Source organism: Rhodoferax sp. (assembly GCF_030653815.1).
Lineage (GTDB): Bacteria > Pseudomonadota > Gammaproteobacteria > Burkholderiales > Burkholderiaceae_C > Rhodoferax.
The window spans coordinates 17,737-31,694 of record NZ_JAURYQ010000028.1; the positions used below are offsets into that span (position 1 = coordinate 17,737).

The 13,958-nt window shown below is 60.0% G+C and carries 16 protein-coding genes; 11 read left to right on the forward strand and 5 right to left on the reverse strand.

Translation table 11 applies throughout. From position 1 onward, the window contains the following. Positions 1-3 precede the first annotated feature (3 nt). Entirely contained in the window at positions 4-1,383 is a 1,380-nt protein-coding gene (locus Q7U49_RS09610) for a phenylacetate--CoA ligase family protein (protein ID WP_304764047.1), read from the reverse strand. Positions 1,384-1,493: 110 nt separating this feature from the next. On the opposite strand from Q7U49_RS09610, the gene Q7U49_RS09615 reads away from it, so the two are divergent. Then, positions 1,494-2,369, forward strand: a complete 876-nt coding sequence (locus Q7U49_RS09615; protein ID WP_370653989.1) for a TIGR00730 family Rossman fold protein — start codon at positions 1,494-1,496, stop codon at positions 2,367-2,369. Here the strand turns inward: Q7U49_RS09615 and Q7U49_RS09620 are convergent. From Q7U49_RS09620 to Q7U49_RS09630, 3 genes are read right to left on the reverse strand one after another with little or no spacing between them, the layout of a single operon-like run. Beyond that, the gene (locus Q7U49_RS09620; RefSeq protein ID WP_304764048.1) at positions 2,357-3,532 is read right to left on the reverse strand and encodes an MFS transporter; all 1,176 of its coding nucleotides are present in this window, start codon (positions 3,530-3,532) and stop codon (positions 2,357-2,359) included. The genes Q7U49_RS09615 and Q7U49_RS09620 overlap by 13 nt on opposite strands. Beyond that, positions 3,529-4,899 (reverse strand): DNA recombination protein RmuC, encoded by a 1,371-nt coding sequence (gene rmuC / locus Q7U49_RS09625; RefSeq protein WP_304764049.1) that lies wholly within the window; start codon positions 4,897-4,899, stop codon positions 3,529-3,531. The genes Q7U49_RS09620 and rmuC overlap by 4 nt, the downstream gene beginning before the upstream one ends. Positions 4,900-4,942: 43 nt before the next feature. Then, entirely contained in the window at positions 4,943-5,923 is a 981-nt protein-coding gene (locus Q7U49_RS09630; RefSeq protein WP_304764050.1) for a D-glycerate dehydrogenase, read from the reverse strand. A gap of 202 nt (positions 5,924-6,125) precedes the next feature. Here Q7U49_RS09630 and Q7U49_RS09635 point away from each other — a divergent pair, with 202 nt between their 5' ends. From Q7U49_RS09635 to Q7U49_RS09680, 10 genes are read left to right on the forward strand one after another with little or no spacing between them, the layout of a single operon-like run. Continuing rightward, complete coding sequence (locus Q7U49_RS09635; RefSeq protein WP_304764051.1) at positions 6,126-6,602, forward strand: Na+/H+ antiporter subunit E; 477 nt, start codon at positions 6,126-6,128, stop codon at positions 6,600-6,602. Beyond that, positions 6,602-6,907, forward strand: coding sequence for a monovalent cation/H+ antiporter complex subunit F (locus Q7U49_RS09640; RefSeq protein WP_304764052.1), 306 nt, complete (start codon positions 6,602-6,604; stop codon positions 6,905-6,907). The genes Q7U49_RS09635 and Q7U49_RS09640 overlap by 1 nt, the downstream gene beginning before the upstream one ends. Continuing rightward, positions 6,904-7,233 carry a monovalent cation/H(+) antiporter subunit G gene (mnhG, locus tag Q7U49_RS09645; protein WP_304764053.1) on the forward strand — a complete coding sequence of 110 codons (330 nt, stop codon included), beginning with the start codon at positions 6,904-6,906 and terminating at the stop codon, positions 7,231-7,233. The genes Q7U49_RS09640 and mnhG overlap by 4 nt, the downstream gene beginning before the upstream one ends. Continuing rightward, positions 7,230-7,757, forward strand: a complete 528-nt coding sequence (locus Q7U49_RS09650; protein ID WP_304764054.1) for a DUF4040 domain-containing protein — start codon at positions 7,230-7,232, stop codon at positions 7,755-7,757. Before mnhG ends, Q7U49_RS09650 begins: the two co-directional genes overlap by 4 nt. Next, positions 7,754-8,182: a Na(+)/H(+) antiporter subunit B gene (locus Q7U49_RS09655; RefSeq protein ID WP_304764055.1), complete on the forward strand. Its 429-nt coding sequence runs from the start codon at positions 7,754-7,756 to the stop codon at positions 8,180-8,182. Before Q7U49_RS09650 ends, Q7U49_RS09655 begins: the two co-directional genes overlap by 4 nt. After that, positions 8,179-8,574, forward strand: coding sequence for a cation:proton antiporter subunit C (locus Q7U49_RS09660; RefSeq protein WP_304764056.1), 396 nt, complete (start codon positions 8,179-8,181; stop codon positions 8,572-8,574). Before Q7U49_RS09655 ends, Q7U49_RS09660 begins: the two co-directional genes overlap by 4 nt. Further along, on the forward strand, positions 8,571-10,055 hold the full coding sequence (locus tag Q7U49_RS09665; RefSeq protein WP_304764057.1) for a monovalent cation/H+ antiporter subunit D family protein: 1,485 nt from the start codon (positions 8,571-8,573) through the stop codon (positions 10,053-10,055). Before Q7U49_RS09660 ends, Q7U49_RS09665 begins: the two co-directional genes overlap by 4 nt. Beyond that, a complete protein-coding gene (locus Q7U49_RS09670; protein ID WP_304764058.1) occupies positions 10,055-11,521 on the forward strand; it encodes a monovalent cation/H+ antiporter subunit D family protein in 1,467 nt (488 codons plus the stop codon). Before Q7U49_RS09665 ends, Q7U49_RS09670 begins: the two co-directional genes overlap by 1 nt. 11 nt (positions 11,522-11,532) lie before the next feature. Next, positions 11,533-11,787 carry a hypothetical protein gene (locus tag Q7U49_RS09675; protein ID WP_304764059.1) on the forward strand — a complete coding sequence of 85 codons (255 nt, stop codon included), beginning with the start codon at positions 11,533-11,535 and terminating at the stop codon, positions 11,785-11,787. Next, positions 11,780-13,465, forward strand: coding sequence for a Na(+)/H(+) antiporter subunit D (locus tag Q7U49_RS09680; RefSeq protein WP_304764060.1), 1,686 nt, complete (start codon positions 11,780-11,782; stop codon positions 13,463-13,465). The genes Q7U49_RS09675 and Q7U49_RS09680 overlap by 8 nt, the downstream gene beginning before the upstream one ends. Before the next feature lie 83 nt (positions 13,466-13,548). On the opposite strand, the gene Q7U49_RS09685 is transcribed toward Q7U49_RS09680, so the two are convergent. Beyond that, positions 13,549-13,815, reverse strand: coding sequence for a hypothetical protein (locus Q7U49_RS09685; RefSeq protein WP_304764061.1), 267 nt, complete (start codon positions 13,813-13,815; stop codon positions 13,549-13,551). Positions 13,816-13,958 lie beyond the last annotated feature (143 nt).

The following is a 13,958-nucleotide window of genomic DNA, read 5'->3' on the forward strand; positions in this document are numbered from 1 at the left end:
CCATTATTTGGCCTCAATGCGTTGGGCCTTGCCACTGCGCCCGCGCGGCATCACCTGACCCAGTTCGCCGATCACCCGAATCGGTTGCAACTCCTGCGCAAGGGCAAATTTATTCAGTTCCAGGCGGCACCGCGCCAGTGCTTGTTCACCGTCCGCGCCCTGCAACGGAAGCCGCAGCTCCAGGGTATGGTCATCAAGCTGGCGCAAATGAAAATCAAACACACCGGCCTCGTCTTCCAGCACCGTGCTCAGTGCCAACGGTAGCAGCGTGACGGGCCGGCCAGTTCTACCGGTCATGACCAGCGCATCGTCGCGTCGCCCCAACACCTCAATCACCGGCAAGACACAGCCACAAGCACAGCGATCAAGGTGCATCGTCAACTGGTCGCCCAGGTCATAACGGATCAGTGGTTGCACATGGTTCACCAGGTTGGTCAGCAAGGTGGAGCAGGAGGGCTCGCCAGCCGGCATTGGCCGACCGCGCTCATCGACGGGCTCCAGAATGACCCAGTCCACATTGGCGTGGAGTTGTCCGTGGTCGCACTCCCAGGCGATGGACATGAACTCTGAGGCACCATAGCTGTTGCGCACCGCGCAGCCAAGCACCCGCTCCAACCTTTGCCGTACGGTGGTACTGAGGGTTTCCCCGCCGGTCCAGACTTCTTTAGGCGCAAATTGCAGCGCGCCACGTTCTGCCTCATCGGCCAGCATGGCGGCCACCGTCGGATAGGTGGCGATCACGGTCGGGGCAAATGCGTTGAGAGCATCAACCAGAAGTCGGTTGGATTGAAGAATGGAAAAACTCCGCAGCAACGGTGCCTGCCAAGGGTTGAGCGCGCGCACACGTTGCATGCTCACGGCGCTGGCGAAGTGACCACTGATGACCCCCACAAAAGCAATGCGTTCGGTCAGCGCCAACGGATCCAGCCAGCGCTGCAGGGGTCGCGGCACGCTGCGCCGCACCACTTCCAGCGCGTCATAGACCGCCAGGGTCTGCGCGTTTTGCACAAAAATGCCGGGTTCATGGTGGGTGCCAGAACTTTCCCAAACCAGATACTCACCCAGGTAGGCTTGCCCGATGCGCGCAGGATCTGCGGTGAAAGCGCGCAGTTCGCTCAATTTGAGCTGTGGGTCGGTCACCCAATCGTCAAAGCGCGCCATCAGGGCCTGCCGGGACACGCTGGGCAGTTCGTACAAAGGGGTCATGCCGGGCACACAGCCCGACAGATGCTCCCGGTAAAATAGCGACTCCTGCTGCGCTGCGGCGACCAGCATGCTGAGCCGTGACTGCTGACGGTCCATGAGTGCCTGCACCGAGCTCCGTCCGCTGGCCAGCACGTCCACTGACAATGAACTGAACCGGAACGGATCAAAAACTGGCATCATGCACTCCTTCCACGAGCGGCCATCCTAGGCCACACCGGCATCGCCGCGCTTGCGAATAATCATTTTGAAGACCCGATTTTCCTCCTCTTTTCCCCACCCTGGCTGTCATGAACCCCATTGAAAAACCCACCGAGAACCTGACCGAGCGCCGACTGGCGGATGCCTGGGCAGAGCTGCAAAGTCACGCGGATCAAGGCAACCCCTTGGAAGCCGACGCGTATCGACTGGCTTTCTCGGACCCCGAGTTCCTGTTGCGCCGGGAAACCCGCGGCATCCGCTTTCAGCTGGAGATGCTCAAACCCGACCTGGACCAAGCCGAGCAAGGCATCGAGAGCACGGTGGTGGTGTTTGGCAGTGCCCGATTTCCAGCACCGGAGGACGCCAAGAACAGCCTCTACGAGGCCCAAGCCAGCGGCGACGCCAATGCTTTGGCGATAGCGCATCGACTGGTGCGCAACGCCCACTATTACGATCAGGCGCGCCTGTTTGCCCGCTTGGTGGCGGAGTACAGCATGCATCGCCGCCCCGAAGAGCGGCTGTTCATTGTTACCGGTGGTGGCCCCGGCATCATGGAGGCGGCCAACCGTGGCGCGCATGAAATGGGGGCGCCGAGTGTGGGCCTCAACATCGCCCTGCCCCACGAACAAAAACACAATCCCTACGTCACGCCCAACCTCAGCTTCAAGTTCCATTACTTTGCGCTGCGCAAAATGCACTTCATGATGCGGGCCAAGGCGCTGGTGGCATTTCCGGGCGGCTTTGGCACGCTCGACGAGTTGTTCGAGGTCATCACCCTGGTGCAGACGCGCAAGGCGAAACCCGTGCCCATTGTGTTGTATGGCACCGAGTACTGGAAACGCCTGATCAACATGGACGTGCTGGTCGAGGAAGGCGCCATCTCTGCAGATGACCTCAAGTTGTTCCAGTATGTGGATGAGCCCGAAGCCGCCTGGGCGGTGATCAAGGATTTTTACGGCTTGTGAGCCGGCGGTCGCAAGTGCCAGGCCGCGCGTGCGCCAGCCGCCACAGCGGCACCGACTGTCCAGAACACCAGTGACACCCCCAGCACGGCGCCCGCGCTGCCAAACAGCATGGGCATCAGGACGCTGGACGCGTTGATGGCCATCAAACGAAAGCCCAGCGCCTCGCCGTGGCGTGCCTCGGGGGTGATCTGGTGCAAGGTGCTCATGATCATGGGTTGCACCGAGCCCAGAGAAATGCCCAATAAAACAGAGCACAGGCCCATGGTGAGCGCATCGGGCATGAACGGGTAGAGCGCAAACAACACGGCGGTGGCCAGCATGGCGCTGGTGACCACCACCCATTCACGCAAGTGGGCCGCCAGCAGCGGCAAGGCCACCCGCACCGCTGTGGCGGCCAGCGCAAAGCTGCCCAGAATCGCCCCAATGGCCGAGGCGCTCAAGCCACGCTCGTGCCCCAGCACGGGCACCACAAAGGTGTGCACGTCCCAACAAGAGGACAGCAACCAGTTCACCAGCATCAACCTGCGGATCATCGGATCTCGCAGCAAATCCCAGGCGCCGCCCTTGTCGGCACCCGTCCTGACCGGCACCGGAGGTAACTCGACGGTGTGACGCACCCACAGCCAGGTCATCAAGGGCATGCAGGCCAAGGCAAAAAATGCCACCCTGAAACCCGCCAGGTCAATCAGCAACCCCGCCATCAGTGGTCCGATAAAGTTGGCCAGCGCCGGGCCGATCGAGAGCCAGCTGAACATGCGCTTGAGCTCGGTGGTGTTTTGCGCCGAACGCCCCACATGGCGCTGCAGGCTGATGGAAGCCACCCCCGTGGCCCCGCCGGTCATCAAGGCACTCAGGCACAGCGCCGGAAAAACCGGAAATGCCACCGCCAGCCCGGCACCCGCGCTGGCAAACAGCACACTCAAACCCACTGGCCGTTTGAACCCGTTGCGATCCGCGTAACGCCCCGCCGGCAATGCCAAAAACACCTGAGTCAGGGCGAACAGGGAAAGCAACAAGCCCACAGCCAAGGCGCTGTATCCTTCGCGCAGCGCCATCAGCGGTGCGGCCATGCGCATGCCGGCCATGCAGGCGTGCAAGCTGATGTGGCCAGCGATCAGGCGGGTCAGCGCCACCGAGCCCAGCAGCGGCCCGGCGGTATTCATGGTGGCTGAGATGCGTCGGCGCTGTCGAAATCTGCGTCGTGCACGATCAGCACAGCACTCTGCGAGTCAGACAAGGCCTCGACATTCTTGAGCGCACGGCCCATGGCACGGCTGCGGGTTTGCGCACCGTCAATGGTTTTGAGCACGGTCTCGGTTTGCGCCTTCACCCTGGCCAGCACGTCGCCAAACTTGCCAAACTCGGTTTTGACCGCGCCAAGCACCTGCCAGACTTCGCTGGAGCGCTTTTCGAGCGCCAGGGTTCTGAAACCCATTTGCAGCGAGCTCAGCATGGCCAGCAAGGTGGTGGGCCCGGCCAGCGTGACGCGGCAATCGCGCTGCAGGGATTCCATCAGGCCCGGGCGGCGCAACACCTCGGCGTACAGCCCTTCGGTGGGCAGGAACAGAATGGCAAAGTCGGTGGTGAACGGCGGTTCCAGGTATTTCTCGGCAATCGACTTGGCTTCCACGCGAATGCGCTGTTCCAGAGCGCGGCCAGCCAGCTCAGCGCCTGACGCATCGGCACGGCCCTGGGCATCAAGCAAGCGCTCGTAGTCCTCATTGGGAAACTTGGCATCGATCGGCAACCACAAGGGCACGCCAGCATCGGACCGGCCTGGCAATTTGATGGCAAAGTCCACCACATTTTTGCTGCCCGGACGCGTCGCCACCTGCGCTGCGTACTGGTCCGGCACAAACACCTGTTCCAGCAACGAGGCCAGTTGTGCCTCGCCAAAAATACCCCGCGTCTTGACGTTGGTGAGCAGATGCTTGAGGTCACCCACGCCCTGCGCCAGCGTCTGCATTTCACCCAGGCCCTTGTGCACTTGCTCAAGACGGTCAGCGACCTGCTTGAAGCTTTCACCCAGACGGGCCTGCAAAGTGCTTTGCAGTTTTTCATCGACCGTGGCGCGCATTTCGTCGAGCTTGGACGCATTGCTGGTCTGCAGTTGCGCCAATTGCTTTTCCAGGGTTTCGCGGATCTCGTTCATGCGCCGCGCGTTGGACTCACTCAAGCCCGAGAGCTGGTTGGTCAGTGTGTCGTGCAAGGTTTTTTGCAACACGGCAAGCTGCTGGCCAAAGGCATCAATCTGCGTGTTCTGCGTGCGGGTGGCCTCGGCGCCCTGTTGCACCAGGGTTTGCTGAAAGGTGGACAAAGTCATTGCGAGTTCCTGGCGGCTATCGCGCGAGGCCTCGACGATGTCGCGACGGAGTTCACGTTCCAGCCGCTCCGTGCTGTCCCTGACCTGTTGCATTAGTTGATCGGCCTGGGACGCGTCGGCGCCTGAGCGCCGCATGAACACGACGAGCAGGACGGCCAGATTGAGCAGGCCCAAGGCCAGCAGGGCCCAGGAAAAAACTGTGTTCATGCTCTAACCCTTTCGCATGGCACGCGCATGCACAAGCCGCGCTTCAAGCCGACACGACCTGCGGATTCAAAGGCGTCACAGCCTTGCCGTGCACCAGAAAGCCGATCAGGTTGTCAGCGGCGAGCTGCGCCATGGCCAGGCGGGTTGGTATGGTGGCGCTGGCGATGTGCGGCGTCAGCACCACATTGGGCACGCTCAACAGATCCGGGTGCACCTTGGGCTCGCCCTCGAACACATCGAGCCCCGCCGCAGCAATGGTGCCCTGCTTCAAGGCAATGGCCAAGGCCGCATCATCCACGATGCCGCCACGCGCAATGTTGACCAGGCTGGCGGTGGGCTTCATCTGCGCCAACTCGGTCGCCCCGATGACGTGGTGCGCCTCGGGCGAGTAAGGCAGTACCAGAACCAGGTGGTCAGATCGCTGCAACAGGTCCTGCTTGCTGACATAACTGGCGCCGCAGGCCGCCTCGGTGGCAGCATCGAGGCGCGAGCGGTTGTGATAGATCACGTTCATGCCAAAACCGAATGCACCTCGCCTGGCAATACCCTGGCCAATGCGTCCCATACCCAGAATTCCCAGTGTGCTTCCGTGCACCTCCGCCCCGGCAAACATGTCGTAACGCCATCGATTCCACAGCCCCGCTCGCAAGAAGTGCTCGCTTTCAGCCATCCGCCGGGCAGTGGCCATCATCAGCGCAAAGCCAAAATCGGCCGTGGTTTCGGTCAAAACGTCGGGCGTGTTGGTGCCCAGCACGCCAGCGGCGGTCATGGCATCAAGGTCAAAGTTGTTGAAACCAACCGCCATGTTGGCGCAGATTTTCAGATCCGGACAGGCCGCCAGCAACTCCTGGCTGATGCGTTCGCTGCCGGTGGTGAAAACACCCTGCTTGCCTTGAAGCTGTTGGATCAATTCTGCGGATGACCAGAGGGCGTCATCCTGATTGGCAGTGACATCAAAGTGCTGCGCTAACAGCGTCAGTACTTGCGGGAACACGGCACGCGCAACCAAAATGCGGGGTTTCATTTATTCAGTCTCCTGGCACAGATAACTAGTTGAGGGATGTTTTTTAAAGTAACATTGTCCGCGAACTACCCGCTTTTTCCGTGCCATCAAGGTTCATTTGTTGCCACTATTTTTGTCAATTTTGTGCGCCGTTTTGATGGCCTTTTAAAAGTGTCAGACTTGTCTACAATCGCGCAAATTTAAAATTGCAAATTCGATCAACGTGATTCGCTCCCTCAGCCTGTTCGTCTTTTTATACCTGTTCTGGCTCCTGCTGTCGGGTTTGTTTACGCCATTTTTATTGGCTTCAGGGGTGGGATGCGCGCTGGTTGTGACCTGGTTTGCGCGGCGCATGCACGTGGTGGACGATGAAGGTCATCCCGTCCAGCTGGGAACGCACGCACTGGTCTACTGGGCCTGGCTCTTCAAGGAAATCGTCAAGTCCGCCTGGGATGTCAGCAAGATCATCTTGCATCCCAAGTTGCCCATCAGCCCCACCCTGATCCGGTTCAAACCTTCGCAGAGAACGCATGTGGGCCTGGTGTTGCATGCCAACTCGATCACACTCACGCCTGGCACCATCACGATTGAGGCGCATACCCACGAATTTCTGGTGCACGGCCTGACCCTTGCCTCGGCGCACGCGGTGGTCAACAGCGAAATGAACCTGCGTTGCACGGCGTGCGAGGGTAAAGCCTGATGTTCGCAGCCGCTGCCCTCGCGCTCTTGGTCACGCTGGCCTTGACCCTGGTGCGGGCCAGCTTGGGGCCCACGGTTTTTGACCGCGCTCAGGCAGCCAACACCATCGGCACGGTGGCCATGCTGCTGCTGGCGGTCATGGGATTCCTCGGTGGACGCCCCGAGTTCCTCGACCTGGCCATCGTCTATGGCTTGCTCAATGTGATTGGCACCATTGCCGTCCTCAAGTACTTCCGACACGGGGACCTGGGTGACCCGGGTGATGAACAAGAAGACTCGCCAGCCGGGAAGGAAGTTGCCCCATGAGTTTCCTCATCACTTCGGTGAGTTGGGTCAGCCTGATCCTGGGTGGTGTCTTTTGCGTTGTGGGGGCTATCGGCATGCTGCGCATGCCTGATTTCTACACCCGGATGCACGCCGCCAGCGTGATTGAAACGCTTGGCGCCGGCCTGATTTTGCTGGGTCTGATGCTGCAAGCCGGCCTCACACTGGTGACCGTCAAGTTGCTCATGCTGGGCCTGTTGATTTTGTTTGTCAGCCCCACGGCCACCCACGCCCTGGCGCGTGCCGCCATGGTGCGCGGGCTCAAGCCGCTGTTGGCCCCTGAGGAGAAAACACCATCGAAGCCTTGATCATCAATGTCCTGATGCTGATGATGGCCGTGAGTGTGGTGGTCATCATCCGCAGCCGCAACTTGTTTGCCGTGATTTTGCTCAGCGGCATTTACAGTTTTTTGATGGCCACCGTGCTGGTGGCCATGGATGCGGTAGATGTGGCCATGACCGAGGCGGCGGTGGGTGCGGGTATCTCGACCGTGCTTTTGCTGGGTGCACTGTACCTGTGCAAAAGTGAAGAGGCGAATGCACCCAGTAAACCCTTTGTTCCATTGCTGATCTCGCTTTCGGTGGGTGGCATGCTGATCTACGGAACGCTCGGTCTGCCCGAATTCTCGGACCCCAAGGCACCCATCCATGTGCATGTGGCACCACGCTATCTCAACGAGATGAAGCAGGAGGTTGATGTGCCCAACGTGGTGACCGCCGTGTTGGCCAGCTACCGGGGCTTCGATACTCTGGGTGAAACCACGGTGGTCTTCACGGCGGGAGCCGGCGTGGTTGCGCTGCTGCGCCGGCGCCGCAAAGGGAGCAAGTCATGAGAAACGACCTGATCCTGCGCGTCATCGCCAAGTTGCTGATTCCGTTCATTTTGCTGTTTGCCCTCTACGTGCAATTTCACGGTGACTTTGGGCCGGGTGGCGGCTTCCAGGCGGGCGTGATTCTGGCCGCCGCCGTTATCTTTTATGCGTTGATCTACGGCCTGGCTGACGCGCGCAAGGTGGTTCCTGAGCCGCTGGTGGAGTCCATGATGGCCATTGGCGTGCTGCTGTACGCCGGCGTCGGCGTGGCTGGCATTGTGCTGGGTGGCAACTACCTTGACTACTTTGTGCTCGACCCCAACCCGGTGCAAGGGCAGCATCGCGGTATTTTCTGGGTCGAGGCAGGTGTGGCGACCACCGTGTCGGGTGTCATGCTGAAGATGTTCTACATGTTTGCGGACCGTGCCAAGGTGGATGAGGAATGACCGGTGCCACCACTTCCATGACGCTGGGCAGTCACTTCACCTACTTCATCACGATTTTCCTGATGATCGCGGGCTTGTTCACCCTGATCTCACGTACCAATCTGATCAAGAAAATGGTTGGCCTCGGGATTTTTCAAACCTCGGTTTATTTGCTGTACATTGCGCCCGCCAAGTTGATCGGGGGCACAGCGCCTATTCTCAGTGACGCCTTCACGGTGTACTCCAACCCCCTGCCCCATGTGCTGATTTTGACGGCCATCGTGGTGGGTGTGGCAACGCTGGCACTGGGCCTGGCCCTGGCGGTGCGCATCCATGAGGCTTACGACACGATCGAAGAGGACGAGATCCTGGAGCGTGACACCCAAGCAGACGACGACGGGAAGGCAACATGAATCTGGCCCCGCACCTGCCCGCCCTGCAAGTGGTTGTGCCCTTGATTGCAGCGCCGCTCACCGTGCTGTTGCGCCGGCGCAGCGTCGCATTTGGCGTGGCATTGGTGGCAAGTTGGCTCTCCTTGGCGATCTCGCTACTGCTGTGGATGCAGGTGGCCAACAGCGGCACCATCAGCTACGCCATTGGCAGCTGGCCCGCTCCCTGGGGCATCGAGTACCGGGTCGACCGTTTGAACTCTTTCCTGCTGGTGCTGGTGTCCGGTATCGCCGCCTTGGTGCTGCCTTTCAGCCGGTCCAGCATCGAGTCCGAAGTGCCGACGCAACAGCACTACCTTTTTTACACCATGTTTGTGTTGTGCTTGGCCGGACTGCTGGGCATCGCCATCACCGGGGATGCCTTCAACATTTTTGTGTTCCTGGAAGTCTCCTCGCTGTCCGCCTACGTGTTGATTGCGCTGGGCCGCGATCGCCGGGCACTGTTTGCTGCTTTCCAATACTTGCTGATGGGCTCCATCGGGGCGAGCTTTCTGGTCATCGGCATCGGCCTGCTTTACCTGATGACCGGTACCCTGAACCTGGCCGACATGGGGCAGCGTTTGGCCTCGGTGCAGGGCACCCGACCGGTGCTGGCCGCGCTGGCCTTCATTACCGTGGGTGTCTCGCTCAAGCTGGCGCTGTTTCCGTTGCACCAGTGGTTGCCCAACGCCTATACCTTCGCACCGTCGGCAGTGTCGGCCTTTCTGGCGGCCACAGCGACCAAGGTGGCGGTCTATGTGCTGCTGCGCTTTTATTTCACGGTGTTCGGCGAGTCAGCCGTGTTTGCCAAGTTGCCCATGCAGCAAATGATGCTGCTGCTGGCGCTGGCCGGCATGTTTGCAGCGTCGACCATTGCCATCTTCCAGACTGACCTGAAGCGGCTGTTTGCCTACTCGAGCGTGGCACAAATCGGCTACATCATTCTTGGCCTGTCGTTCAATTCGGTCAACGGCCTGACCGCCAGCATCGTCCACCTGTTCAACCATGGCATCACCAAAGGGGCCATCTTCATGTTGCTGGGCTGCGTGGCGCTGGGCATGGGTGGCACCACGCTGGCGCGGGTGCAGGGGCTGGGCAAGCGCATGCCACTGGTCAGTTTTGGCATTGTGGTGGGCGGGCTCTCGCTGATGGGCGTTCCGGGCACTGCCGGCTTCATCAGCAAGTGGTATTTGTTGCTGGCAGCGCTTGAGCAAGGCCAGTGGTGGCTGGTGTTCATGATTGTCTTGTCGTCTCTGCTGGCGGCGGTTTATGTCTGGCGCTTCGTTGAAGTGGCCTATTTCCGGGCACCGCGCGACGATACCGCCAATGTCGCGGCGACGCCCTGGCTGATGAGCGTGCCGACCGCTATTTTGGTCATCAGCACGGTGTATTTCGGTTTTGACACCTCGTTCACGATTGGCACCGCTTCTGACGCTGCGGCTGCATTGCTCGGAGGGCAGCGCTGATGCTGACACCCGAACAGGCCATTCTGGCGTCCATGGCCGTGCCTTTGGCCGGCGCCTTGTTGATCTCACTGGCCGGGCGTCTACCCAATCTGCGTGAAACCATCACGCTGGTCACTGCAGCGGTGTTGTTGGTGCTGGTGTTGACGCTGCTGCCGCTGGTGCTGGTCGGTGCGCGCCCTGGCGTGGTGCTGTTCAGCTTGCTGCCGGGTCTGAGCATCGCGTTCCAGGTCGAGCCGCTGGGTATGCTGTTTGCGCTGATAGCGTCTGGCCTGTGGATCGTCAATTCGCTGTACTCCATTGGCTACATGCGCGGCAACCAAGAGGCGAATCAAACACGCTTTTTTGTCTGCTTTGCAGTTTCCATCGCAGCCACCATGGGCATTGCCTTCTCGGGCAACTTGCTCACCCTGTTCATCTTTTATGAAGTGCTGACGCTCAGCACCTACCCGCTGGTTACGCACCACGGCACCGACAAGGCGCGCGACGGCGGGCGTATCTACCTCGGTCTGCTGTTGAGCACATCCACCGTGTTGCTGCTGCCTGCGCTGGTGTTTATCTGGCACATTGCCGGTACCACCGACTTCACGGTAGGGGGCATCCTGGCCGACAAGCTCAAACCCGGTGAGCTTGCCTTGTTGTTGGGCTTGTGCGTGTTCGGCATCGGCAAGGCCGCGCTGATGCCTTTCCACCGCTGGTTGCCTGCCGCCATGGTGGCACCCACGCCGGTGTCGGCACTGTTGCACGCTGTGGCCGTGGTCAAGGCCGGCGTCTTCAGTGTGGTCAAGGTGATGGTCTATGTGTTTGGTGTGGACACCCTTGCCACAGCGGGTGCCACGAATTGGCTGGTGGTTGTGGCCGGGTTCACCATCATCGCGGCCTCGGTGGTGGCACTGAGTGCGGACAACCTGAAACGCCGGCTGGCCTATTCCACAGTCAGCCAACTTTCCTATGTCACCATGGCTGCGGCCTTGCTGGCCCCCTTGTCGCTGGTGGGCGCCGTGATGCACATCGCCGCCCATGCGGTCGGCAAGATCACCCTCTTTTTTGCTGCGGGCGCCATTTACACCGCTGCCCACAAAACCGAGATCAGCCAGCTCGATGGCATTGGTCGGCGCATGCCCTGGACCATGGGCGCCTTCGCCATTGCCGCACTGTCCATGATTGGTCTGCCCCCGGCCGTTGGTTTTATTTCCAAGTGGTACATGGTGTCGGGCGCCATGGCCAGTCAGCACTGGTTGGCGGTCACGGTCATTGTGCTGAGCACCTTGCTCAACGCAGGCTATTTCCTGCCCATTGTGTACCGCGCTTTCTTTGTGGCACCCCCGGCGGACCCGCACGGCCATCCGCACGGCGAGGCGCCCTTGCCGATGGTGATCGCCCTGACAGCGACCGCCACCGTGACGGTACTGTTATTTTTCTTTCCCGACGTGCCCCTGGCGCTCGCCCGCCAGATGCTCAACCCGTAAGAATGAAACCAATGGACGAAAAAACCCACTGGCTGGATCATCCCCGCAACGTGAAGCTGCTTTGGCGCAGTTTTCTGGCGGTACTGCTGCTGCTGGCACTGGCGGAGTTTTTTGTGCCCATGCACCCGCATTTTGAAATTGAGTCGGTGTTTGGTTTTTACGCTTGGTATGGTTCACTTGCCTGCGCCTTGCTGATCCTGGTGACCAAAGGCCTGGCGCTGGTGCTGCAGCGCCCTGACAAGCATTACGGCAAAGACCATGACTGAGGCTGTGCTTCATCCCGGGCTGGTGCTCATTGTGGGCGCCCTGCTACTGCCCCTGCTGCGTGGTGCGCTACGCTCTGTGGCAATCGTGGCCTTGCCGTTGTTGGTGTTGGCCTTGGTATGGCAGGTGCCCGATGGTTCGGCCTGGCAGTTGCGCTTTCTTGATTACACCCTGACACCCTTGCAAGGTGACAAGCTCTCACGGCTGTTTGCCACCATCTTTGCGCTGATGGCCGCTGGCGGTGGACTGTTTGCCATGACGCAAAAAAGCCGCGTCGAAGTACCAGCTGCCTTTGTTTATGCCGGCTCAGCCATAGGCGTGGCTTTGGCAGGCGACCTGGTCACGGTGTTTGTGTTCTGGGAGCTGATGGCGGTCGGCTCGACCCTGGTGCTCTGGAGCCAGGGCACCGAAGCGGCGTATCGCGCGGCCAGACGCTACCTGATGATTCACCTGCTGGGCGGTGTTCTGCTGTTTGCCGGTGTGACCGGCCACATTGTTGACACAGGTGATGTGGCGTTTACCCGCATGGCGCTGGAATCGTCCGCGCACTGGCTGATCCTGATCGGTTTCCTGGTCAACGCGGCTGCCCCGCCTTTATCTGCCTGGCTGGCCGATGCCTACCCTGAAGCCTCCTGGAGCGGCACAGTGTTCCTGTCGGCCTTCACCACCAAGACGGCGGTGTATGTTTTGCTGCGCGGCTTTCCCGGCAACGAGTTGCTGATCTGGCTTGGCTTGTTCATGGCGTTTTATGGCATCGTCTATGGCCTGCTGGAAAACGACATTCGGCGCATCCTGGCTTACACCATCGTCAACCAGGGCGGCCTGATGATGGTGGGTGTGGGTATTGGCACAGAGATGGCCCTCAACGGTGCAGCAGCACAAGCCTTTGTCGGTGTGATCTATGTTGCGCTGTTGCTCATGTCGGCAGGGTCGGTGATGTTGATGACGGGCAAGCGCAAATGTTCGGAGCTCGGTGGCTTGTTTCGAACCATGCCCTTGACTGCAAGCTGCGGCATCGTCGGCGCCATGGCGATTTCGGCATTCCCGCTCACCTCCGGCTTCATCTCCAAATCCATGGTGTCACAGGCCGCACTTGACGGGCATCATCTGTGGATCTGGCTGTTGCTGACGACCGCATCGGCTGGTGTGTTGCTGCACGCCGGGTTCAAGTTCGTCTGGTTTGTTTTTTTCCAGAAAGATTCCGGCTTGCGCCCGGCTGAGCCGCCGCGCAGCATGCGCTGGGCCATGGTTTTCTTTTCGTTCCTGTGTATTGCGCTGGGCGTCTGGCCTGAACCGCTGTATGCGTTGCTGCCTTTCGCAGTCAACTATGTGCCCTACACCGCAGCCCATGTGGTGACGCAGTTGCAGTTGCTGCTGTTCTCGGGTCTGGCCTTCTTCGTGTTGTTGCCCTACCTGAAGCGCAGTTTGACCATCACACTGGATGTGGACTGGGTCTGGCGCACTTTGCTACCCGCGCTGTTGCGTTATGTGGGCCTGCCGCTGGCCAAGGCATGGAACCTGATGGTGCGGGCGGCCTATGTACTGATCACGGAGTCCTTGGCACTGGTGCTTTACCAGCATCGCCAGGACGGCCGGTTTGCGCGCACCTGGTCCACCCGAAGCATGGCCCTGTGGGTGCTGGTGCTGTTATTGGGATTCCTCGTCCTCTATTACGTCTGAGTGTCTCACTGGTAAAAGCAGGACAAGTCAACTTCAACAAAAAAGCCACCCGAGGGTGGCTTTTTCACGCAGCGAAAAGCTGATTACTTGGAAGCAGCGGCTTTGGCAGCATCAGCGGCAACGTCAGTCGCCTTTTTGGCGACATCGGCAGCAGCGTCAGCCGAAGCGGCAACAGCCGAAGCAGCCGTGTTGGCAGCAGAGGCAGCAGCAGCAGCAGCATCAACCACAGCGGCAGCGGCAGCAGGTGCTTCCACGGGAGCCGGTGCAGGAGCGGGCGCTTCTTCTTTTTTGCCACAGGCAACGAGGGCAGCAGCAGCGATCACGGCGATCAGAACGAGAGATTTATTCATTTGTAATACCTGATAAAAAAATTCCGGAATTTGCCTTGTGGAGGCCCACAAAACCAAGCAGACGCAGCGAGTATTGCGTTAACTCGGAGCTGAATTATAGTGAGAAACTACTGGTTTTTACGCTTGACTAAAAACTCACACTA

What these genes read in the sequence shown, in the direction of transcription:
- Q7U49_RS09610 (WP_304764047.1), bottom strand. Translation starts at nt 1,383, where the DNA reads ATGCCAGTTTTTGATCCGTTCCGGTTCAGTTCATTGTCAGTGGACGTG.
- Q7U49_RS09615 (WP_370653989.1), top strand. Translation starts at nt 1,494, where the DNA reads ATGAACCCCATTGAAAAACCCACCGAGAACCTGACCGAGCGCCGACTG.
- Q7U49_RS09620 (WP_304764048.1), bottom strand. Translation starts at nt 3,532, where the DNA reads ATGAATACCGCCGGGCCGCTGCTGGGCTCGGTGGCGCTGACCCGCCTG.
- rmuC (WP_304764049.1), bottom strand. Translation starts at nt 4,899, where the DNA reads ATGAACACAGTTTTTTCCTGGGCCCTGCTGGCCTTGGGCCTGCTCAAT.
- Q7U49_RS09630 (WP_304764050.1), bottom strand. Translation starts at nt 5,923, where the DNA reads ATGAAACCCCGCATTTTGGTTGCGCGTGCCGTGTTCCCGCAAGTACTG.
- Q7U49_RS09640 (WP_304764052.1), top strand. Translation starts at nt 6,602, where the DNA reads ATGTTCGCAGCCGCTGCCCTCGCGCTCTTGGTCACGCTGGCCTTGACC.
- mnhG (WP_304764053.1), top strand. Translation starts at nt 6,904, where the DNA reads ATGAGTTTCCTCATCACTTCGGTGAGTTGGGTCAGCCTGATCCTGGGT.
- Q7U49_RS09655 (WP_304764055.1), top strand. Translation starts at nt 7,754, where the DNA reads ATGAGAAACGACCTGATCCTGCGCGTCATCGCCAAGTTGCTGATTCCG.
- Q7U49_RS09660 (WP_304764056.1), top strand. Translation starts at nt 8,179, where the DNA reads ATGACCGGTGCCACCACTTCCATGACGCTGGGCAGTCACTTCACCTAC.
- Q7U49_RS09665 (WP_304764057.1), top strand. Translation starts at nt 8,571, where the DNA reads ATGAATCTGGCCCCGCACCTGCCCGCCCTGCAAGTGGTTGTGCCCTTG.
- Q7U49_RS09670 (WP_304764058.1), top strand. Translation starts at nt 10,055, where the DNA reads ATGCTGACACCCGAACAGGCCATTCTGGCGTCCATGGCCGTGCCTTTG.
- Q7U49_RS09675 (WP_304764059.1), top strand. Translation starts at nt 11,533, where the DNA reads ATGGACGAAAAAACCCACTGGCTGGATCATCCCCGCAACGTGAAGCTG.
- Q7U49_RS09680 (WP_304764060.1), top strand. Translation starts at nt 11,780, where the DNA reads ATGACTGAGGCTGTGCTTCATCCCGGGCTGGTGCTCATTGTGGGCGCC.
- Q7U49_RS09685 (WP_304764061.1), bottom strand. Translation starts at nt 13,815, where the DNA reads ATGAATAAATCTCTCGTTCTGATCGCCGTGATCGCTGCTGCTGCCCTC.